This is a genomic window from Pradoshia sp. Z3_51, assembly GCF_058215915.1.
This window is the reverse complement of the sequence record NZ_JBZAJC010000004.1, coordinates 38,785-61,221: the sequence shown is the minus strand read 5'-3', so window position 1 is coordinate 61,221 and position 22,437 is coordinate 38,785. Positions and strand designations below refer to the sequence as shown.

The 22,437-nt window shown below is 39.3% G+C and carries 18 protein-coding genes; 9 read left to right on the top strand and 9 right to left on the bottom strand.

The genetic code is table 11. From position 1 onward, the window contains the following. Positions 1–13 precede the first annotated feature (13 nt). Both AC4BHA_RS09680 and AC4BHA_RS09675 read left to right on the top strand, forming a co-directional pair. Positions 14–1,150: a glycerate kinase gene (locus AC4BHA_RS09680; protein WP_490558493.1), complete on the top strand. Its 1,137-nt coding sequence runs from the start codon at positions 14–16 to the stop codon at positions 1,148–1,150. A 1,201-nt stretch (positions 1,151–2,351) separates the two neighbouring features. Further along, a complete protein-coding gene (locus AC4BHA_RS09675; protein ID WP_139892040.1) occupies positions 2,352–5,867 on the top strand; it encodes a bifunctional 2',3'-cyclic-nucleotide 2'-phosphodiesterase/3'-nucleotidase in 3,516 nt (1,171 codons plus the stop codon). A 50-nt stretch (positions 5,868–5,917) separates the two neighbouring features. Here AC4BHA_RS09675 and msrA read toward each other — a convergent pair whose 3' ends face one another. The 3 genes from msrA to AC4BHA_RS09660 all read right to left on the bottom strand — a co-directional run bounded on the left by msrA (position 5,918) and on the right by AC4BHA_RS09660 (position 8,453). Continuing rightward, on the bottom strand, positions 5,918–6,877 hold the full coding sequence (msrA, locus tag AC4BHA_RS09670) for a peptide-methionine (S)-S-oxide reductase MsrA (protein ID WP_066109614.1): 960 nt from the start codon (positions 6,875–6,877) through the stop codon (positions 5,918–5,920). Positions 6,878–7,117: 240 nt separating this feature from the next. Then, entirely contained in the window at positions 7,118–7,588 is a 471-nt protein-coding gene (locus AC4BHA_RS09665) for a PaaI family thioesterase (protein ID WP_139063886.1), read from the bottom strand. 130 nt (positions 7,589–7,718) lie between these two features. Then, positions 7,719–8,453, bottom strand: coding sequence for a DUF2238 domain-containing protein (locus tag AC4BHA_RS09660; protein WP_066109620.1), 735 nt, complete (start codon positions 8,451–8,453; stop codon positions 7,719–7,721). A gap of 200 nt (positions 8,454–8,653) precedes the next feature. Between AC4BHA_RS09660 and AC4BHA_RS09655 the strand changes: the two genes are divergently transcribed. After that, positions 8,654–9,127 (top strand): hypothetical protein, encoded by a 474-nt coding sequence (locus tag AC4BHA_RS09655; protein ID WP_066109621.1) that lies wholly within the window; start codon positions 8,654–8,656, stop codon positions 9,125–9,127. A gap of 64 nt (positions 9,128–9,191) precedes the next feature. On the opposite strand, the gene AC4BHA_RS09650 is transcribed toward AC4BHA_RS09655, so the two are convergent. The 5 genes from AC4BHA_RS09650 to AC4BHA_RS09630 all read right to left on the bottom strand — a co-directional run bounded on the left by AC4BHA_RS09650 (position 9,192) and on the right by AC4BHA_RS09630 (position 13,673). Continuing rightward, positions 9,192–10,412, bottom strand: a complete 1,221-nt coding sequence (locus AC4BHA_RS09650; protein ID WP_490558492.1) for a glutathionylspermidine synthase family protein — start codon at positions 10,410–10,412, stop codon at positions 9,192–9,194. Continuing rightward, positions 10,405–10,866, bottom strand: a complete 462-nt coding sequence (locus AC4BHA_RS09645) for an RNA helicase (protein ID WP_490558491.1) — start codon at positions 10,864–10,866, stop codon at positions 10,405–10,407. Before AC4BHA_RS09645 ends, AC4BHA_RS09650 begins: the two co-directional genes overlap by 8 nt. 18 nt (positions 10,867–10,884) lie before the next feature. Continuing rightward, a complete protein-coding gene (locus AC4BHA_RS09640) occupies positions 10,885–11,283 on the bottom strand; it encodes a DUF350 domain-containing protein (protein ID WP_490558490.1) in 399 nt (132 codons plus the stop codon). A 23-nt stretch (positions 11,284–11,306) separates the two neighbouring features. After that, a complete protein-coding gene (locus tag AC4BHA_RS09635) occupies positions 11,307–11,642 on the bottom strand; it encodes an aminotransferase yhxA (protein ID WP_066109628.1) in 336 nt (111 codons plus the stop codon). A gap of 282 nt (positions 11,643–11,924) precedes the next feature. Further along, on the bottom strand, positions 11,925–13,673 hold the full coding sequence (locus tag AC4BHA_RS09630; protein ID WP_490558489.1) for a solute:sodium symporter family transporter: 1,749 nt from the start codon (positions 13,671–13,673) through the stop codon (positions 11,925–11,927). Positions 13,674–13,995: 322 nt separating this feature from the next. Here AC4BHA_RS09630 and AC4BHA_RS09625 point away from each other — a divergent pair, with 322 nt between their 5' ends. From AC4BHA_RS09625 to galT, 4 genes are all read left to right on the top strand, one after another. Continuing rightward, positions 13,996–14,985, top strand: a complete 990-nt coding sequence (locus tag AC4BHA_RS09625) for a LacI family DNA-binding transcriptional regulator (protein WP_066109631.1) — start codon at positions 13,996–13,998, stop codon at positions 14,983–14,985. Between the two features lie 206 nt (positions 14,986–15,191). Then, positions 15,192–16,382, top strand: coding sequence for a galactokinase (locus AC4BHA_RS09620; RefSeq protein ID WP_490558488.1), 1,191 nt, complete (start codon positions 15,192–15,194; stop codon positions 16,380–16,382). Continuing rightward, positions 16,379–17,371: a UDP-glucose 4-epimerase GalE gene (gene galE, locus AC4BHA_RS09615; RefSeq protein WP_139892033.1), complete on the top strand. Its 993-nt coding sequence runs from the start codon at positions 16,379–16,381 to the stop codon at positions 17,369–17,371. Before AC4BHA_RS09620 ends, galE begins: the two co-directional genes overlap by 4 nt. Positions 17,372–17,403: 32 nt before the next feature. After that, positions 17,404–18,891 carry a UDP-glucose--hexose-1-phosphate uridylyltransferase gene (gene galT, locus AC4BHA_RS09610; RefSeq protein WP_139892032.1) on the top strand — a complete coding sequence of 496 codons (1,488 nt, stop codon included), beginning with the start codon at positions 17,404–17,406 and terminating at the stop codon, positions 18,889–18,891. Positions 18,892–18,979: 88 nt separating this feature from the next. Here galT and AC4BHA_RS09605 read toward each other — a convergent pair whose 3' ends face one another. After that, entirely contained in the window at positions 18,980–19,705 is a 726-nt protein-coding gene (locus AC4BHA_RS09605; RefSeq protein ID WP_148630335.1) for a 3-ketoacyl-ACP reductase, read from the bottom strand. 291 nt (positions 19,706–19,996) lie between these two features. Between AC4BHA_RS09605 and AC4BHA_RS09600 the strand changes: the two genes are divergently transcribed. Together AC4BHA_RS09600 and gdhA are read left to right on the top strand one after the other, a co-directional pair. Beyond that, on the top strand, positions 19,997–20,476 hold the full coding sequence (locus AC4BHA_RS09600) for a hypothetical protein (protein ID WP_148630756.1): 480 nt from the start codon (positions 19,997–19,999) through the stop codon (positions 20,474–20,476). A gap of 561 nt (positions 20,477–21,037) precedes the next feature. Continuing rightward, positions 21,038–22,420: an NADP-specific glutamate dehydrogenase gene (gene gdhA / locus AC4BHA_RS09595; protein WP_490552980.1), complete on the top strand. Its 1,383-nt coding sequence runs from the start codon at positions 21,038–21,040 to the stop codon at positions 22,418–22,420. Positions 22,421–22,437 lie beyond the last annotated feature (17 nt).

Genomic DNA, 22,437 nt, shown 5'->3' with positions numbered 1-22,437 from the left:
AGGAGGGGTTACAATGAGCAAAACGTTTGTACTTGCACCAGATTCTTTTAAGGAAAGCATGACAGCAAAAGAGGTATGCATTGCAATGGAAGCAGGTATTAAAAAGGTCTATCCAGATGCAGATTTTATCCATGTTCCGATGGCAGATGGCGGAGAAGGTACTGTCCAGTCACTCATTGATGCAACAGGCGGCACTCTCTATTCATTAGACGTTACAGGTCCACTCGGCAACCCCGTAACTGCTCGATATGGAATTATGGGGGATCATGAAACCGCAGTTATTGAAATGGCAGAAGCCAGCGGTATTCACTATGTCACCCAAGAAACAAAAAATCCACTCATTACTACTACATATGGTACAGGTGAATTGATTCGCGCCTGTTTAGATAAAGGGATTAAGAAAATCATCATTGGAATTGGCGGCAGTGCTACTAATGACGGAGGAACAGGTATGGCTGAGGCGCTGGGTGTTCAGTTTCTTGATAAAGAAGGAAACCATATCCCTAGAGGAGGTGGCTACTTAAATCAATTGCATACAATTGATACGTCTAAAATAGATACACGTCTAGCTGATGTAACCATGATAGTTGCCTGTGATGTAACGAACCCTTTATGCGGCGAAACTGGAGCATCTCATGTTTTCGGGCCTCAAAAAGGCGCCACACCTGAAATGGTTAAACAGCTAGATCAGAATCTAGCGCATTATGCTGACATGGTAGAACAGCAATTAGGACAAGCGGTTCGGAACACTCCAGGCGCTGGAGCTGCTGGTGGCCTGGGTGCTGGCTTACTCCTGTTTACAAATGCCACTCTTCAAAAAGGGATTGACATTGTAATCGAATTCAGTGGGTTACGAGAAAAACTTAAGAACGCTGACTATGTGTTCACAGGCGAGGGCGGCATTGACTATCAAACTCAATTTGGCAAAACACCTTATGGGGTCGCACAAGCTGCAAAAGAACTGGACAAAAAAGTAATAGCAGTTGCCGGATACATTGGGGAAGGTATTGAAGCACTTTACGACAAAGGAATCGATGCCATCTTCGGAATCATCCCAGAACTCGCACCCCTAGACCAAACCCTAAAAAACGGCCCTAAAAACATAGAAAGAACCTGTGAGAATATTGCAAGAGTGCTGAAGGGCCTTTAATTAAGGAACGAAGACTAAAGGCGCCACTTCCTGTGGCAACGTCTTCATGACCTACATCCTGTAGGCCCGCGAAAAGCATAAGACGAATACTCGGAGGGAGGGTCCTTCTCCCGTAGAGTATTTGCTTATGACTCGAGCTCCTAGGCCCTGAAGCCGGACTATATATAGTGCTGAAACGGCTCGAATAAAGGAACGAAGACTAAAAACGCCACGTCCTGTGGCAACGTCTTCATGACCTACATCCTGTAGGCCCGCTAGGAGCATAAGACAGGAGCTCGGAGGGAAGCGCCCCTCCCTCCCGCAGAGGTCATGCTTATGTCCCGAGCTTCTAGCCGTTGAAGCAGGACTACACCAGAGTGCTGAAGGGCCTCTAAGTAAGGAATGAAGACTAAAACACCACGGTTTATAGACCTTCAAAAGACCTTTAGAACCCTCACCTCGGAGGCCTCTGACACTCATTTGTGTGCCGTTAGGAACCTATGCCAGATCTGATAGACTTTAGTGTAGTTCCTAACGTTACAAATAATAAAAGAGGCTGGGACATAAGTATTTCAGTTAATGATAAATCCGAACTATTTAGGTGATATTTTAATTGGATATTCGCCGGCTAGTGTGAGTTTTATTTGTTTTCATAGATAGGTTCATGCTGCATACCCTTATTCATATCTAGTGGAATGGAGCGGAAACCTCTCGACTCCTGCGGGAAGTAGAGGAAAGGCTGAGACCTGAGCAAGGCGCAGCCGAGGAGGCTAAGCCTTCCTCCCCGCGGAAAGCGAGTGGCTGTAGCGCAATGGAACGGACTTTTTTCTCCAACTTAACTCCTTATCATGCAACAAAGTCTACTAGAATTAATTTAGATATCTTCGTCTTTCAGCATTGTTTATAAGTTAGTGTCCCAGCCTCTTTTTTAGTCATTATAATCCTCTTATCCCTTTTGATAGTCTCTGCCTATTCTATTTTATGAAATACCAAATCAATTTCTCATGTCTTCTCCAAAATAACCGATTACTTTGACATCCATAATACCTATATTTAATTATGAACTGAGTAATGATAACTAGTTTTTTAACCTGAACCAATATAATTAATAGTAGTATTTAACTGTTATCTTAGATATCTATCCATATACCACTTTAAATTTGATATATTTGTAAGCGGAGCCTAAAACTCTCAATAAAAATACAAAGGATAGGTGCCTCGTATGAAACTATGGAGTAGTATTAAAGGTCGGATCTTTTTAACAAGTACAATGGCAATCAGCTTGGTAGCAACCTCTTTTATGACAAGTGAAGCAGAAGCCACCAAGCACAAGCATCACAAGCCTAAGGGACAATCACAAGTAGAACTCCGTATTATGGAAACGACAGATATTCATACTAATCTTTTAAGCTATGATTATTATAAAGATAGCTCCGCCCCTAACATTGGTTTAGCTAAAACAGCTACTCTCGTAAAAAAGGCACGTTCAGAAGTAAAAAATTCTGTATTAGTTGATAATGGCGATTTAATTCAAGGGACACCTCTTGGCACATATAAAGCTAAAATCGATCCGTTAGAAAGAAGAGAAACACATCCAGCCATAAAGGCTATGAATATCATGGATTATGATATAGCGACTCTTGGAAACCACGAGTTTAACTATGGGTTGAAATATCTGAACGAAGTATATAATGACGCTGATTTTCCTGTCATTAATGCAAACGTATACATTGATGATCAGGATAACAATCCACGCAATGATGTTCATAAATTCCAGCCCTATAAAATCGTCAATAAAAAAGTTAAAGACCAATCCGGAAAAACCAAAATCATTAAGATTGGCTATATCGGTTTTGTTCCACCACAAATCAACGAATGGGACAAGGCCCATCTTGATGGAAAGGTCATTACAAAGGATGTTGTAGCAACTGCTAAAAAATACATTCCTGTCCTAGAGAAAAAAGGTGCGGATGTGATTGTTGCTATGGCTCACTCCGGTTTTAATGGGAATCTCGATAATACGGAGGATACCGTATATGCTTTAAGCAAAGTACCTGGTATTGATGCTCTCACTTTTTCACACACACATAAAGTATTCCCAGCTAAAACCGATGCTGAATTAGATGCTTTATTCAAAGATTCTGCAGGAAATCCTCTTCCTGGTGTTGATAATACTAAAGGAACCATTAATGGCGTGCCTGCTGTTCAGGCAGGGTATGGTGGCGCTGCACTTGGAATTATTGATTTGACATTAAAGCAAGTAAAAGGTGAGTGGGAAGTATCCAAATCTCAATCCTCCACAAGGAGTGTTGATGAGTCTGTACAACCTGATAAATCGATTGTTCGTGCTGTTCAAAAGGATCACGAAGGTACATTGAAATATATTGATACTCCTATCGGTACTACAACTGATGATATTTACAGCTACTTCGCACTGGTTCAGGACGATCCATCTGTTCAGGTCGTTACGAATGCACAAAAATGGTATGCAGAAAAGTACATTGAATTAAATAAACCGGAATTAAAGGATTTGCCTATATTGTCTGTTGGCGCTCCGTTTAAAGCCGGACGAAACGGTGTTGATGAGTTTACCGATATTAAAAAAGGCGATTTAACCATTCGAAGCGCCGGTGATTTATATCTTTACGACAATACATTGAAAGCCGTTAAAATCAAAGGCTCCGTAGTAAAAGAATGGATCGAAATGTCGGCAGGGAAGTTCAATACGATAGACCCTGCCAAAGAAAATGAACAAGAACTATTGAACCCTTCCTTTGCAGTATATAATTTTGATGTCATCGATGGTGTCAATTATCAAATTGATGTGACGAAGGCTCCAAAATATGCACCAAACGGTACTCTTATAAACCCAGAATCAAGCCGAGTAATTAATCTAGAGTACAATGGAAGTCCAATTGATCCAGATCAGGAATTTATCGTTGTGACAAACAACTATCGTGCCGGTGGCGGAGGTAACTTCCCTGGATTAAAAGGCAGTGAACTGGTCATTGATTCAGCAGATGAAAACCGCCAAGTTCTAATGGATTACATTTCTGAAGTAAAAGAAATCACACCAACTGCTGACCGCAACTGGTCTATTGCTCCAATATCAGGAAATGCGAATGTCACATTTACAACTTCACCAAAGGCAGAAGAGTATATTACAGATGAAACACCATTCACGTACACTGGAAAAACAGACTCTAAAGGCTTCGGAATCTTCAATATCGATCTAAATCGTGGAGTCAATGTTCAGTTACTGGGATTAAATGATTTACACGGACAGTTAGATACTGTCACTACTGTTGGAGATTTACCAACAGGACCTATTTCATATACAGCGGCAGCATTAAAGAAGGAAGAAGCTACAAATCCCAATACATTTCTAGTGCATGCCGGGGATATGATTGGAGGAAGTCCGTTAGTCTCCGCTTTATTCCAGGACGAGCCTACGGTTGAAATATTAGAAGCAATCGGATTTGATGTCGGAACATTTGGCAACCATGAGTTTGATGAGGGCATTGATGAACTCAAGCGTATGATGAATGGCGGCGACCATCCTAAAGGCAACGCTGACTATGACGGAATGAACTTTCCATTAGTTGCTGCCAATGCTTTTGACACTAGAGATGGGAATTTAATCACCCAGCCCTATACAGTTTTAGAAGCTGAGGGCGAAAAAATTGGTGTTATTGGCGTTGTAACTCAGGAAACGCCTACTATGATCGTAACAAAAGGAAATGAATCATTAAAAATCACAGATGAAGTAGCTGCCATCAACAAATATACAGATGAACTTAAGAAACAAGGAATTGAGGCTATTATCGTGCTTGCCCATAATCCCGCAACGCAAACTGGCTATACCGATTCCTTCGATGCAAGCCGGATTGCAGAGCAGATTAATGATGAAGTCGATGTGATTTTTGCGGCACATAACCACGTAAACGTGAACCGCGTCGTTGATCAAAAATTAATTGTTCAAGCTTACTCCTATGGAAATGCTTTCTCTGATGTAGACATCACCATTGATCCACTAACAGGCGATATCGTCAGCAAAACAGGAAAAATAAACACTGTTTACCAAAAGGACTATGCTCCAGATTCTGAAGTCTCATCTATTCTAAAAAAATACTCTGATCGAGTAGAGCCCATTAAGGCGCAAATAATAGGCAATAATACGGCTTCGCTTGAAAAAAGCTATCCAACTACAGCAAGGGAACTCAGTGACATTGCTCTCGGTAATTTAATTGCAGATGGTATGAAGGCAGCCATGGATTCAGATTTCGCCTTAATGAATGGCGGCGGTGTACGCTCTCCATTAGATGCAGGCGAGGTAACATTTGGTGATTTATTCGCCATTCAGCCTTTTGGTAATGTATTAAACAAAGTAAAGCTTAGCGGATCTGATTTGGAAGTCGTTTTAAATGAACAAATCACAGCAAGAGGTTTAGATTACCACGTGTCCGGTTTTAAATATACCTACACTTATGATGACCAAGCAAAAACCGGTAAAGTAGTCGATATCCTTTTACCGGATGGCAGTAAAGTCGATCCGAATAAAGAATACACAGCCGTAATCAACAACTATATGTATGGAAATATCAGTACGAGCTTTGGTAAGCTATCAACAGATATGGAAGTCGGACCAGTTGATATAGATGCAACTGTTGAGTTTGTAAAAACCTTGCCTTCCCCGTTTGAGTATAAGGCAGAGGGTAGAATTCAAAAAATAGATTAACAAGTGATTAAAGGACTGCCAATTTCATAATAGGCAGTCCTTTCTTAGTTTTACTTATTAAATAAACTTAAATATTGACCGTATCCCTTTTCCTCTAACTGATCTAGAGGGATAAATCGGAGGGCGGCGGAGTTAATACAATAACGTGCTCGATCCGGGCCTGGCCCATCATCAAAAACATGCCCCAGATGAGAGTCTGATGTTTTGGACCTTACTTCAATTCTTCGCATCCCATATGAAGTATCAAGCTTTTCTTCCATTTCATGTCGCTGTATTGGTTTCGTAAAACTCGGCCAGCCACAGCCGGCATCATATTGGTCAAGTGAACTAAATAAAGGTTCACCCGAAATGATATCTACATAGATTCCCTCTTCCTTATTGTCCCAATATTCATTTTGAAATGGTGGCTCTGTTGCATTATTCCTTGTCACCTCGTATTGGAGCGGTGTTAATTCCGCTCGAAGCTGCTCATCACTTTTTGTATTCTTCCAATTATCTCTTATAAAACGAGCACGGCCAGATCCCTCTTTATAAAGATTATAGTGAAAAGGATTCTTCTTATAATAATGCTGGTGCTTCTCTTCCGCTCTGTAAAACGGACCAGCCGGGAGTATCTTCGTTACAATTTCCTTCTGAAATCGTCCACTGTTGGCTAGTTCCTTCTTAGAATCCTCGGCTAAACGATGCTGCTCTTCATTATGATAAAAAATGGCTGTTCGATAAGAATCGCCCCGATCATTAAATTGCCCTCCGGCATCTGTCGGGTCAATTTGCTGCCAATATTGTTTAAGCAATGTTTCATATGACATTTTTTCAGGGTCATAAGTAATTTGAACAGCTTCATAATGGCCTGTTGTATCACTGCAAACCTCTTCATATGTTGGATTCTCCGTATGTCCACCCGTATAACCGGATACGACTTTTATAATTCCCGGCTGCTCGTCAAATGGTGATACCATACACCAAAAACAGCCGCCCGCAAATGTTGCCAGTTCCAACTGATGATCCATTCAGTATACACCCCACTATCATTATTTTGGGTAATCAACCCTACTATCTTTTCCAACCCTACTTCTATCGTATTCAAACTCATATGCGTATTTATATAAACAATAAAAATGATTCCTACTATGTATCTTATCCCTCAAGTAAAAAGGCTGCTCTAAATGGTTTTATATTAAGGCAATAATAAAGGCAGTGCAAACAAAAGGTCTCATTACCCTTTGTTTAACACTGCCCCTTTAATTCATTTATTTTTTAAATGTACCAGGCATAACGACTGCTTCGACAACTCCCCTGGCACAAAGTATTTCATCAGCATAAACCTCTGTTTCCACTTTCCACTTTTTCGGGTGGATTTCAGTTAAAGAACCGATTGCAATTAATGGGACTCCCTCAGGTGTCGGTTTCATAAAATCAACATGTAATGAAGCAGTTACGAATCGAGGTGGAATTGCATCATCTCCCACATCAAATCCGTTTTTTCGATGGAGAGCCAGAGAGGCAGAGCCAGTCCCATGGCAATCAATTAAGGATGCAATGACTCCTCCATAGACAAACCCTGGTATTGCCATGTGATCAGATTTTGGCTCATATACGGTTTTAGTCTTATTACCATCCCAGCCAGTTCGAAAATGATGTCCATCTTTATTCAGTCGCCCACAGCCATAGCACCAAGCAAAATCATCTGGATAAATATCCTGGATTGCTTTTTCAATCATCTTTATCACCAAATCACTCCTTACTAAAATGAGTAGCTAAAGATTTTTTCCATTCAATATGCATATAAATCTGAGCACATTATCCTTTGGTTGGGTTAATGGCTGCAGGTGCAACTTCTTTTTGTCATAATTATGAACCAGTCTTTTCGGATTCAATCCACATCTTCTGTTCTTCTTCCTCTACGATTCTACTTTTTTGTTGCTTTTTTAAATTAATATAGCCAATTGCTGTGACAGTGAACGCACCGAGAGCATCTACAATAATATCTCCCATCGTATCCATTACAGCGTCTCGCCCAATCAAGACAACTCCCTCTCCTGTAATGAATTTTTGCATGTTTGTTCCTAAGACACCATCAGCAAGAAACTCATAAATTTCCCAAACGGTTCCACAGGTTATTGCAAAACAAAAGGCGAATAGAGCCACAAAAAAGGGACTTAAATCAATTGTTTTCTTGGTATTGTTAAGGAAATTCACAATAATGAATCCTAACGCTCCCAGCATAGCTGCACTAAAGCAATGTAGAATTAAATCCCAGTAAGGAACTTTATAATAAAAGTTTCGAACCTCACCAAGATAGATCGCACAAAATAAAAAGATAAAATACATAATTTCCATGATATCCGGTATATCAATGCGGAAGCGATGTTCAAGTTGGGATGGCAGGAAAATAACTATACACCCTGTTAAACATTGCAAAATCATTAATACATAGTCACTTTTCACACGTTCATATTCATTTTGGGCAACGCCTGATGGGGCATTGATTAACATGTATATAGCATAAATGACTGATATCGCGAGTAATAGCAGAACTACTCTAAAAGTCCAGTTTTTCCTTTTTTCATATTTTATGTATTCCACTTTAACCCCTCCTCTCTCTTATTTTACCTTTATTGCCCTACATATTGGTATGGCAAATGGGTACATTGCTATAAAAAGAGATTTATAATAGGATTCCATGCAATATTAGTCGCTAAAAGGCTATCGGCTTAACTAATTGTATGTTACACTCTCCTTTATTGGGTAATAATACCAAAATATAAGATGATGGTGGTGATAATATGAGGCTTCGTAATGGGATAACAGGATTCTTCGATTCAGCAGATAATCAACTGACACCAATGGACGAAAGGCAGTTCAAGCAGCTCTGTTATTCTATTGTTAATTACAATGGCGGAACGCTTAATAAATGGAGAGATCCTGCATATCCAACGAGTTTTTATCATGCACACATATCATTTAATAATGAGGAATTACATATTTTACTGAATAAGCATTATCCCTTGCTTGCTTTTGCCTCAAGTGTTGAGTATGAATACATTGAATTCATTGATCTCCCCCATCTTGTCGAGACATTTTCCTCTTTTTATAAAGTATTGCATACAAGTGAGCTGAACGAGACTGTCATTATTAAAAATCATTTAAAGCATGATTTTTTACAAAACGAACATGATTTAACTCTCGCTGAATTAGAGAAAATTAAGTATTGGAAACCTAATATAGTTGGAGAGATTATTTTTAACTATTGGGATTAGGAAACCAAGGGAACCTATTATAGGGCCTTCCTTGGATGATAGTAAAGGTAAAACAAGCAATCTATCAATCACCTATACCAACAGGCAAGTAATCGGATAGATTATTGGTAATCATTCCGCCAACCCTGTAGCCGAAGGCAGATGATTTTCCGTTAAGCAGGAAGCTTCCCAAGAGCAACCGGCCTTCCTGAAGCCCCTTTTCACTTAGATATTGTACAGTCGGCTGTTCCATATAAAGTTGATAAACTGAGGTGTACTCAGAATATGACTTTTGGCTATCTGCGTACATTAATCGGCCATTTTCACTAAAGATTTCAACTGTGTCGCCCTCACGCCCAAAGGCTGGTTTTTTCACATAAGGCAGTTGTTTTTTCAAAAAGGGCTCAGCTTCAAGGTATGTCGGCAGAAAATAATCCTCTACCCACTTATGTTCCTCCTCCGTAAAAAAAGGATGCCCCTCTTCATGCAATCCCCAAATGACAGCCTGAACTGCTTTATTTTGCAGTAAAAATGCCGATGGTGGATTCAGGATGGATAGCTTCCCCTCTTCCACTAACTCTAGCAACCATAAGCCAATTGTATTCCCATCTTTGTCCTGATCCATAATAATATTTTCAATCGGAAAAGTCTGCCGATAAAGGATATCAATCCTGACTCCATTCTCATCGAATAAGCCTACGCCTCTTTGAATTTGCAGCTTATGCAAGGGAGTGAACTTGGATGAGGGTACAGCCTGTTTAAGATACTGAACGGTTTCTCTGTCCTCAATATGATCCTCATGAGCCGTAAACACGATATGCGGAGCTTTTCCCTTACTGACTTGCTGGATACTTTCCTGAACTGCCTTATACAACTGCACCTCCAAGCCATCATTTGGATTGCCTGCCCCAAACTCTTTGCAAATACGTCCATTTATATGAAATAATTCTTTAATAAATGTAGGAGTATCTGAATTAATCTCGATACACTTATAACCATCTCCGTATGGAATTAGATCCAGGCGCGCGATCACACTTTCAGCCGGGTGAACTTTAAGTCTTAAAAAAGAGATTGTCTCTTCTGGATAACCCATCTCGAGAAAAGTTTCATATGGAACTTTACGTAATAGTGACGCCATTTTCGAGTATACCTTGCCGATTCGTTCAGTAACTAGGCGTATATGTGCTGCCTCTTGCCTGCCTATCAGCTTCATATCATATAAGGCATATTCCTCACCATAAAGATTAGCCCAAAAGCCCTCTATATGATCATAAAATTTGCTTCTTCTTTCATGGTACTTATCCATCAACATCATCTAACTCCTTAACATAAATCACATAAACACCCCGGTCTTCATCAATCTCAGTGGACGTCACTAACATCTGTCCGGCGCCCGGTACATCAACTACATCCTTCAAGAGATAGCGGAGTACTTCATAATGATTCTCGTAAGGAGTGCAAGAAAGCAGCCGATAGTTTTCCCGTAATTCATGGTTTCGAAATTCAATATGAATCCCTTGACCACGGTAGTTTTTTTCTTTCTCCCCCTGCAAATTCCTCCCTGTTTCCTTAACCACAAGGATTTCCTCTTCAGCAGACATTTCATTCGATATTAGCTCATATTGTGTTCCTCTTACAATAAAATACGTACAAAGCTGTCTGGCATAGCACTCATCCACCCCAACAGTTGGGAGATTGCATTGATAAAAGGGCTCAAACCGCTCATTTCCTTTATCTAAATAATACGTTAATTGCTTCACTCCACTTACCTGCCTTATTTAATAGGATAGACATTTCGCTAAAATTAACCCCACAGCCAGTGACAACGAGACTAACATGATTCCAACAGCATGATTATCTTCCTCGATTGCTTGATGAATGCTAAACCTTATCGTAAGAACCTCGGCAAGCAAGAACACAACAATCTGTGAGACAATTCCGATAACTCCCCATATCACCATATCTCTAAGTGCTACGGAATATTCAATTGCTGCCCCAAGTACGATTGAGAGTCCAACGATCTTACCGCCGAGTGACATGGCTGCTGTAGAGTTCTTCTCAGAAATCAGCTTGAATTCCCTCAGCTTTGGCGTACTTATAGTAAATAAAGCAATCCCTGCAGCAAGCAATAACAAGGCTACTCCTAAATATGAAAGAAAATTAAGATATAAATTCATATAAATCCTCCTTTTTCAAAGACTTAACCTCCAAAAGATTTTGTTCCGCTGCCAAATCCCGAACTAGCCTTAATCCCCCCCTTAAAAGAAGAACTATTTTTATAGGATTGGTAGCCCTTATTGTTCAGAAGCATGCTTCGATTTCCATAAAAATAACCGCCATAATAATAATGGCCGTGATACCTCGAGTTGTCATCATCACACTCCCAAACACCATCATCATCATCCCATTTCCAATCTCCGCAGTCTGAATCTGTGGGTTTTGGAGGAAGATCTGCATTTGATGTCCCACACCCGACCAAACCAATGGTCAACGCAGTTACAGTCACACCAATCATGATTTTTTTGGTTTTATTCAATCATCTCACCTCAATCCCTCTTTCGTTACATTTTACTAAATACTTCCAATAAAAAGTATAATAATTGGAAGAAGAATTTATGTCTTTCTCTTTAGTTATAGGGATTATTTATGTATAACACCTGCTTACGAAAGTATTTAGTATTCTAAAGTAACCGGCACCCTACTAACCAACACATATAATCCCTGCTGAAAAACTATTAAAGACGATTGATTTATTCTCCGAAAAAAATCACCTTCCTTACTCAGGAAAGTGATTTTAGATTAATATATTGTAAATTTACTACAATACATTTTTATTAAGAGTCGTTTTTTCTAAAGGTTCAGCTGTATTTGTTCTATTTCCGATTTTCTTGGTGACGAATAGACCGATCAGACAAATCAGAGCAGCTCCGGCAAGCCAAGCCCAAGTATGTACACCAAAGCCTATTTCACTTGCGAGACCGAGTTTTGAGAATACGATATAAAAAGCAGTGACACAGAAGATCATTCCCCAGGCAGCTTCCTGACGATATTTCCATGGATCCAGGTTTACAAGATTGCGGCTTGGAAGAACATATGCCTCTTCTCTTGGTTTGATTTTACCGACTATCAACATAAGCAGACAGCTGATGACAAACAGAATAGCCAATTGATATAAGAAGCTCATCTCAGGTTTAACAACCAGCTGAAGGATTGCATACGTTGCAATAAAGAAGGCTATGGATATTTTCGCTGCGATAGCTGGAACTCTCTTTGTCACATAACCAATAAAGATAATCGTGAAAATCGGTACATTGAAAAAGCCGTTTATAACTTGTAAGTATTGGAACAACCCGCTTGGTGCATACATAATCAGTGGTGCGATAAACATGGAGATCAGAGCAATGAAGACACCGAACCATTTCCCTTTCCTGACAATTTCCTCATCAGATTTATTTTTTCCAAAGGTTGGCGCATACACATTGATCGCAAATAAAGTTGACGCGCTATTTAAGATTCCATTAAAGACACTTAATACAGATCCAAACATAGCAGCTGCAAACAAGCCAATTAACGGTTTCGGCATTACTTCTGTTACAAGAGCTGAATACATTGTGTCTGGGTTAGCTCCCGTATTACCGATAATCTGAAATGCCATAATCCCAGGGATAATAACAATAATCGGTGTAAAGATTTTCATTAAACCGACAAACATGATCCCCTTTTGTCCTTCTTTTAAATCCTTGGCTGCCAAAGCACGTTGAATAATAGATTGATCAGTTCCCCAATAATAAAAGTTCACTAGTAAAAGGCCCGTTAAAGCCGCTCCAAATGGAACAACATCATGATTGGTACCAATTGCATTAAACTTTTCAGGAGTCGCTGCAACAAATTGTGAAAACCCTTGAGATATGCTGCCGTCTCCTAAAGTAAGCAACGCAAAAATTGGGACTAATAAACCGCCAATGGCCAAAGCAACTCCATTAAATGTATCTGAAATCGCAACCGCTTTCAATCCACCCAATACTGCATAGAAGAAGCCGATTATTCCGATTAACCACACCATAATCCAAATGCCAGCCTCATAGCTGATATGAAAAGTGCTTTCAATATCATACATTTGGCTTAATGCAATGGCGCCCGAATAAAGGGTCGTTGGTAGCATATTTAACACATATCCCAACAAGAATAATATCGACACAAACGATTTAACTTGACTGTCATACCGATCTTCTAGAAATTCAGGAATAGTTGTGATTCCTTGTTTTAAATAACGTGGAAGCAGATAAATAGCTACTAACGCTAAAACGAATCCGGATGTAACTTCATAAGCCATGTTACTCATATTCCCCGCAAAGGATTGCCCGCTCATTCCAACGAATTGTGTGGCATTTAGGTTCGTTAATAGCAGGGACATCCCAATAACGCCCCATGTTAGACTTCTTCCGCCTAAGAAATAATTATCCTTAGATACTTTTCCTTTAACCCTTTCTTTCCTCAATTTTGAAAATGTATAGTAGGCAACTACACCCGTAAAGAGAATAAAAGAAAGAATGATATACCACTGCACAATGGTTCCCCCCTGTTGACTTATTATAAAAACGTTTTCATGGGTATCATAATAAATTTTAGTAAATTAATCAATTTATTTACTAAATACACAGAAAATAATTTTGTATCTTCTAAAAAATATCAAGGAATTATTAACACGAGTGATTGGTAGTGGTTATCGTAATGGTTATCTATATTTTATGTATTTCATACTTCTATCCCTTACACCCTTCCTTAATAAAACGAAAATAATCTAAAGAAATTTACTAAAAAGTATAGTATACTGAAAGCGCTAAAATAACCGGATTTTACTTTTAGAAAAGAAAGGGGGCAGCTGTCCAATGGCCACCATTAAAGATATCGCAAATATGGTTGGAGTTTCGATTGCGACCGTTTCAAGAGTGCTTAATTACGACAACTCTTTATCAGTCAGTGATGAGACGAAAAAAAGGATTTTTGAAGCGGCTGAAGAATTAGACTATCAAAAAAAACCTAAACGCAAACCTATCATGTATAAAGTAGGAATCGTGAATTGGTATACTGAAAAAGAGGAATTAGACGATCTTTATTATATGGCAATCAGACTTGGCGTGGAAAAGCGCCTGGAATACCACAATATGAAGTTCACTAATTTTTCTATAGAGCATTTGCGTTCCCTCCAAAATGAAGGATTTCAAGGAATTATCGCAATTGGTAAATTCAGCGAAAACCAGGCTGAGGAACTAAAGAGTGTGTCAAGTAACCTTGTTTTTGTAGATAGTTCACCTAATGACGATCAATTCGATTCTGTTATAGTTGATTTCGAAAAAGCCACACGAAATATTCTTCAATATTTTCTGGATCAAGGACACACTAAAATTGGCTACTTAGGTGGGCGGGAAATTTATAAGGATCACACTTCCAAAATTGACGATCCTCGAAGAACTAGTTTTGAACGATTTCTATCGGACATGGGCCTCTATCAGGAAGCTTATGTGTATGAAGGCAAGTTTTCTGTTGAAGATGGATACCACCTGATGAAACAAGCAGTCAAGGACCACGAAGATGAAATTCCTACAGCCTTTTTTGCCGGAAATGACTCTATTGCTGTTGGAGCATTAAGGGCCCTTCAAGATGCAGGTGTCCGCGTACCGGATCAAGTTAGTATTGTTGGAGTAAATGATATTAGCATTTCAAAATATATGTCTCCCCCTTTAAGCACGGTTAAGGTCTATACCGAATTAATGGGTGAAACGGCAGTAGATTTATTGCTTGAGCAGTTTTCTGGAAGACAAGTCTCAAAGAAAGTAAGTATAGCTACACAACTTAAAATAAGAGGAAGCTCCAAGTAAAGCGCACAAATAAATGTGCGCTTTTTTGTATGGTAAACTAATTAGTAAAAATTTTAGTAAAATTAATTGACGTACTTTACTAATTTTTATTACAATAAAGTTGGATACGCTTTCAAAAAAAGGAAATATACTCTCGTTAAAAAGCAAACTGTTCGATTCACTAATTATAAAAAGCTTTACCTAAAATTTAGAGGGAAGTGACCAATATGGACCATCAAAAACTATTATCTGCATTTCACAGTATATTCTCAGGCAGTATGAATGATAAGGTTCGTACCTTTTTTTCACCTGGCCGAATCAACCTAATCGGTGAGCATACTGATTACAATGGTGGGTATGTTTTCCCATCTGCCATCACCTATGGCACATATGGGTTAGTACGACTGCGTGGAGACCGCACTATTCGGCTATATTCACTGAATTTCAAAGAGGTCGGGATAATTGAATTTTCTTTAGATGATCTGGATTATGACCCATCCCATCAATGGGCGAACTATCCTAAGGGAGTACTTCGATATATAGCCGAGAATGGAAATAATCTGCCGAACGGCCTTGATATTCTCATATACGGCAATATTCCAAATGGAGCTGGCCTTTCTTCCTCTGCTTCACTTGAAGTTTTAATCGGTGTAATGGTAAATGAAGTCTTTCAATTAGAGATAGACCGTATCGAGTTAGTAAAAATTGGTCAAAAGGTGGAAAACCTGTTTATTGGAGTAAACTCCGGTATTATGGACCAGTTTGCAATTGGAATGGGAAAAGCAAAATCAGCTATATTGCTTGATTGCCAGACTTTAAGCTATGAATATGCCCCATTTGATATAGCAGATCACCAGATTGTCATCATGAATACGAATAAACGAAGAGAACTGGCAGATTCAAAATATAATGAACGGCGAAGCGAATGTGAATCAGCGCTTGCAAGACTGCAAACAGCAACTGATATAACCTCCCTTGGAGAACTATCTATCGATCTTTTTGATCAACATAAAGCTGTCATTGCCGATTCCACACTTGAAAAACGGGCACGCCATGCAGTTTATGAAAATGAACGCACAAAAAAAGCCTTTCAAGCCTTACAGGATGGTAATTTAGTCCAATTCGGTATCTATATGAACGAGTCCCATATTTCACTTCGGGATGATTACGAGGTAACCGGACCGGAACTCGACGCATTAGTGGAGGCAGCCTGGCAGCAAAAAGGTACCGTTGGCTCTAGAATGACGGGGGCCGGTTTTGGCGGCTGTGCGATTGCATTGGTTCAATCAGCTCATATCGAACGTTTTATTCAGGAAGTCGGTGATGCGTACAAACAAACAATCGGTTATGAGGCAGACTTTTATGTTGCCAGCATTGGTGATGGAACAAAGGAAATTATAACGGAGGCGATTGTATGAGTACACTAGTTCTTGGTGGGGCTGGTTATATTGGTTCCCATGCCGTATACCAACTACTCGACGAAGGTTACGACACAGTGGTGGTTGATAATTTACAAACAGGCCATAAAGGAGCCATACATCCAAAGGCAAGATTTTATCAAGGAGATATTCGAGACAAGGACTTTTTACGCGAAGTTTTTACGAAGGAAAAGGTAGACGCTGTACTTCATTTTGCTGCCTATTCACTTGTTGGAGAATCTATGGAAAAGCCGCTCGAGTATTTCCGTAATAATGTATATGGAACACAAGTACTGCTTGAAGTGATGAACGAGTTCAATGTTAAGCATATTGTCTTCTCCTCTACCGCAGCTACATATGGAGAGCAGGAACAAACACCGATTACGGAAGAAATGCAGACAAATCCAACGAATGCCTACGGTGAAACAAAACTGACGATGGAGAAATTGATGAAGTGGTGTGATACAGCCTACGGCATGAATTATGTGTCGCTCCGTTATTTTAACGTTGCCGGTGCCCGTTCAACCGGGGAAATTGGTGAAGACCATCATCCGGAAACACATTTAATTCCAGTAGTACTTCAAGTAGCATTAGGACAGCGAGAATCGATTTCCATTTTCGGAGATGATTATCCAACGGAGGATGGCACATGTATCCGTGATTATATCCATGTTGAGGACTTAATTGATGCTCATATTTTAGCATTGAAGTATCTTCAAAACGGTGGAGAAAGTAATATCTTTAACCTTGGCAGCAGCAATGGATTTTCAGTCAAGGAGATTGTCGAAGCAGCCAGAGCTGTAACAGGCCACGAGCTTCCCGCTAAAATCGCCCCTAAAAGATCCGGTGATCCAAGTACGCTAATTGCCTCTTCTGAAAAAGCCGGGCGCATTTTGGGCTGGAGACCAAAACGGACGTCCATCCAAAATATTATTACCGATGCCTGGAAATGGCATCAGGCCCATCCAAACGGCTATGGAGATAAGTAACCTAGTTAAATCGATTAAAAGGGGAAGATATCATGGAGATCTATGCAGCAGTTCAACACCTTTTGAATCAGGCTAAAAGATTACAAATGCTTGATTCAGCAGATGAAATATACGCCAGAAATCAGATATTGTCACTGCTTCATTTAGATGGCTTTTCGAAACATCCAGTAAAGAACGAGCTGTCGATCCCAGATTTATTGGATGTTATCGCTGATTATGCTGTTAAAACTAGCATTATTGAGGATTTAATAGTCAATAAAGATATTTTAAAGGCCAAGATAATGAATGTATTTATGCCAAGACCTTCAGAGCTAAATTACACTTTTTATCAAAAGTATAAAGAATGCCCTGAGGAAGCAACCAAGTATTTTTATGAGTTAAGCCAGAATAGCAATTATATCCAAACTAAACAGATTGCGAAAAATATCAGCTACACGGTTGATACGGATTATGGAGAACTGGACATAACAATTAATTTATCAAAGCCTGAAAAGGATCCTAAACAAATCGCATTGGAGCGCGAGATGAAGCCTGCTACATCTAATTATCCAACTTGTCTCCTTTGTATTGAGAATGAAGGATACGCAGGACGGTTAAATCATCCTGCCAGGTCCAACCATCGTATGGTCCAGATTCCACTCGGGGAAGAATCATGGTATTTACAGTACTCACCATACGTATATTATAACGAGCATTGCATTCTGTTATCGGAACAACATCGTGATATGAAAATTAATTTCCATACGTTCACCAATTTGCTGATGTTTGTTAAAAAGTTTCCGCATTATTTCTTGGGATCTAATGCCGATATCCCTATTGTAGGGGGATCTATTTTAACCCATGACCATTATCAAGGCGGACGATATGAGTTCGCAATGGCCCGAGCGAAGGAAGAAGGGACTTTTTCAATTAAAGGGTTCCCTTCTATTTCTGCAAATATCGTGAAATGGCCTATGTCCGTAATTCGTATAAAAGGAGTTCGTCTGGAGGAAGTTGCAGGCGCAGCTGATCGGATACTCAAAAAATGGATTCACTATAGTGATCCATCAGTTAATCTTGTAGCCTATTCCGGAGATACCCGTCACAACACCATAACACCGATTGCAAGAATGCGAGATGGCCAATTTGAGCTTGATCTTGTTCTTCGCAATAATCGAACAAGTGAAGAGCATCCATTAGGAATCTTTCACCCTCACCAGGATGTTCACCATATCAAAAAAGAGAATATTGGTTTAATAGAAGTTATGGGTCTTGCTGTATTACCTGCCCGCTTACAAAAGGAGCTTATTGAGGTTGAAAAATATCTGCTCAATCAACGCAATGAAGTGGCAGATTATCACCAAGCCTGGGCTGAAGATCTAAAAGTAGTTAACGGGAAAGAAATTACTCCTGAATCTGTAAAAATGATTATCTCTCAGGCAGTCGGTTCCAAATTCCTGAGATGTTTAGAGGATGCCGGTGTATTTAAACGGACCCATGAAGGAAAGCAAGCATTCAAACGATTTATCGATATTCTCTAACCGTAAAAGAGCTTATTAGAAGCGAAAAAAGAAGGCAGATTTACGCCTTCTTTCTTCATTCCATTCATCTATACCAGTTTATGATCCATTAAAATGGATTTGTTGCTATGAAACTCGCTGTTTTCACGTAAACACGTGGATTCAATTTTAATTGGTCGACTATAAATTCTGCAAGATCCTCAGGCTGAATGAATTTCGAATCATTGTTCTCTTTAATTAAATCAAGGTCGAGAGCCAAATCTGTAGCAACTGTACTAGGTGTCAAAGCTGATACACGAATATTATTACGGCGAACCTCCTGCGCAAGTGATTCGGTAAAGCCAATCACCGCGAATTTTGAGGCACTGTAAGCACTGGATGTAGCTGCCCCATTTAATCCATTAGTGGAAGAGACATTGATAATATCTCCCCCATTTTTTTCGATTAGTTGAGGAAGTACAGCTCGTGTCACGTAATAAGTACCCATTAGGTTTATATCTATAATCCTTTTCCATTCCTCCGGATCCATCTCCGAAACTGTTCCGAATGCTGCAATTCCTGCATTATTTATCAAAATATCAGCAGTGCCTAAATTCTTGGTTAACACTTCAATCGCTGCTTCTACCTGTTCCTTTGATGAAATATCAGCTGTTGCATAAGCTACTTTTACGCCTAAACCTTCTATTTCAGCAGCTGCCTTTTTAAGATTTTCCTCTGACCTTGCAAGCAAACCAACGTTTACACCCTCTTTAGCCAGTGCAATTGCTGTCGCTCTACCAATCCCTCTAGCTCCCCCAGTGATAAACGCAATCTTTCCCTTTAATGTCTGTGCCATGATTAGAATCTCCTTTCCATATCAACCTTGAAGTTCTCTTCCACAGTATAATACGCAGCAGTTAATAAGACTAAAGGTATGCACCCGAGCTTCCTTCCTATAACGCCAATTATTTCATTAAGACAAATCTCATAGTCCAAAGTTTGAATTTCTTGCATTCACCTTTCTGGGCAATGACACATAAATTGAATAGGTAGCGTCAGGATTATTTATGATGATTTTATCAATTATGATTAACCGTAAAGACTATAAAACTTAGTTTTTCAGGAAAGGAATAATGCCGTGAATTTTATGTCATTTCGAGGTATTGTAACCGACATGAATGATTTTATGATGGGACAAAATGGGGAATCAGAGGGCTGTTTTAAACAACTTACAGTTGAAGATGGAAATAACGGAATAGTTAATTTCATCATATCACCGACTACTTACTTCGTAGAACAGGCAATTGTGGGCCTCGGTGATAAAATTACTGGTTATTATGATGGGGATGTACCAGTACCATTGATTTATCCGCCACAATATCGGGCTCTTATCGTTGTTAAGGAATATAACGATCAAAATGTTAAAGCAGATTATTTTAACAACCAACTGGTGAGCCGTGATGGTCAATTACAATTAAACCTCTCCCCTTACACTCCTATCATTTTAAGAAATGGGCAGCCATTTTCAAAAAATATCGGAAATCGGAATCTCATTGTCATCTATGGACCAGCTACAAAAAGCATCCCTGCCCAAACGACCCCCTATCGGATTATTGTTTGGTGCTAAAGTGGTTCCTAACTATCTATTTCTTCATATTATTTTAACTACACGCACGAAACTTCGTAATCAGCTACGTGCATGTTTGGTTAATTTTTTATGATAACGCCCAATATTTGGATATACTTTTTTTAGACAGACGGTTCTCAAAAACATTCAAATTTGCTTCACATTGATTTTCTCTTTCTTTGTGAGAAAATGTATTCCTAATAATAGTTAATGCAAAAAACCTACATTCCAATGGATCTAGGTTTTTTCTATATTTTCATATTTGTATTATTTCAGAATTATTAATAGTAAATTACAAAATACTACAATTTTATCAGTAACTTCTACTCGGATATCTTTCTTTCGCTAATCTATCTAATAAGATGGCAATTTCTATTTAAAATCTATTTTTCATGCATACTAAATGACCCTCTAGATTTTTTTTCTTAATTTATCTTTATATTGTTTGGGTTTATTTTTATTATAAATTTGAAGAATCAGATAATTTAGTATATCATTTCTTTATTAGACTAAAGTATACACACTAAATTACTGTTCACCTAAGGGAGGGCTTATAACAGCATGACTGTATTGACAGAGTTTAAAGACACAGAAACAATCACTGCAAAAAATTATGTTAATGAAGTATTTGAAACAGTCAAAAAGCGAAATCCTAATGAAAGAGAATTTCATCAGGTTGTTAAAGAAATTTTTGATTCACTCGTCCCTTTATTTGCTAGGCATCCAGAATACATGGAGCAAAGTATCCTTGAAAGAGTTGTAGAGCCAGAAAGACTGATTACCTTTCGAGTTCCTTGGGTAGACGATCAAGGCAAGGTACAGATAAACCGTGGATTCCGTGTACAGTATAATAGCGCCATCGGTCCCTATAAAGGCGGCTTGAGATTCCACCCTACTGTTAATGCAAGTATTATTAAATTTCTCGGCTTTGAGCAGATTTTTAAAAACGCTCTTACCGGTCAACCGATTGGAGGAGGCAAAGGTGGGTCTGACTTTGATCCTAAAGGGAAATCTGATGGAGAAATCATGCGATTCACTCAAAGCTTTATGACGGAACTAAGTAGACATATAGGAATGGATATAGATGTACCAGCTGGTGATATTGGCGTTGGAGCACGAGAAATTGGATTTCTATTTGGACAGTACAAGAGAATACGCGGAGGCTATGAGGCAGGTATTCTGACAGGAAAAGGACTTGGTTACGGCGGAAGCTTAACTCGAACCGAAGCTACTGGATATGGCACTGTTTACTTTGTGCAAGAAATGCTTAAAGAACAAGGCCTTAGCTTTAAGGAAAGTACAGTGGTAGTATCCGGTTCAGGTAATGTCTCCATCTATGCAATCGAAAAAGCTACACAACTAGGAGCAAAAGTTGTCGCCTGCAGTGATTCTGACGGCTATATTTTCGACCCAAACGGTATTAACCTAGAAACCGTGAAACGTCTAAAGGAAGTTGAGCGGAAAAGAATCTCGGCATATGTAGAAGAACACCCACATGCACAATATACGAAAGGTTGCTACGGAATTTGGTCCATACCATGCGATATTGCCTTGCCATGTGCCACCCAAAATGAAATTAGCGAAAAATCAGCGAAACTTCTGGTTGCAAATGGACTAAAAGCCGTCGGCGAAGGCGCTAATATGCCATCTAGCTCCGAAGCTATTGATGTGTTTTTGGATAACCATATCCTCTTTGGTCCAGCAAAAGCTGCCAATGCAGGTGGTGTAGCCGTTTCTGCCTTAGAAATGGCACAAAACAGCGCTCGATTATCCTGGACATTTGAAGAAGTCGATGCAAAATTGCAGGATATTATGACTAACATTTACAAGGAGAGCGTCAAGGCTGCTGAGGACTATGGTCACCCAGGCAATCTAGTTGTTGGCGCTAATATCGCGGGATTTAAAAAAGTAGCCGATGCCATGATTGCACAGGGAGTTATTTAACATTTATTTTGTCAGAT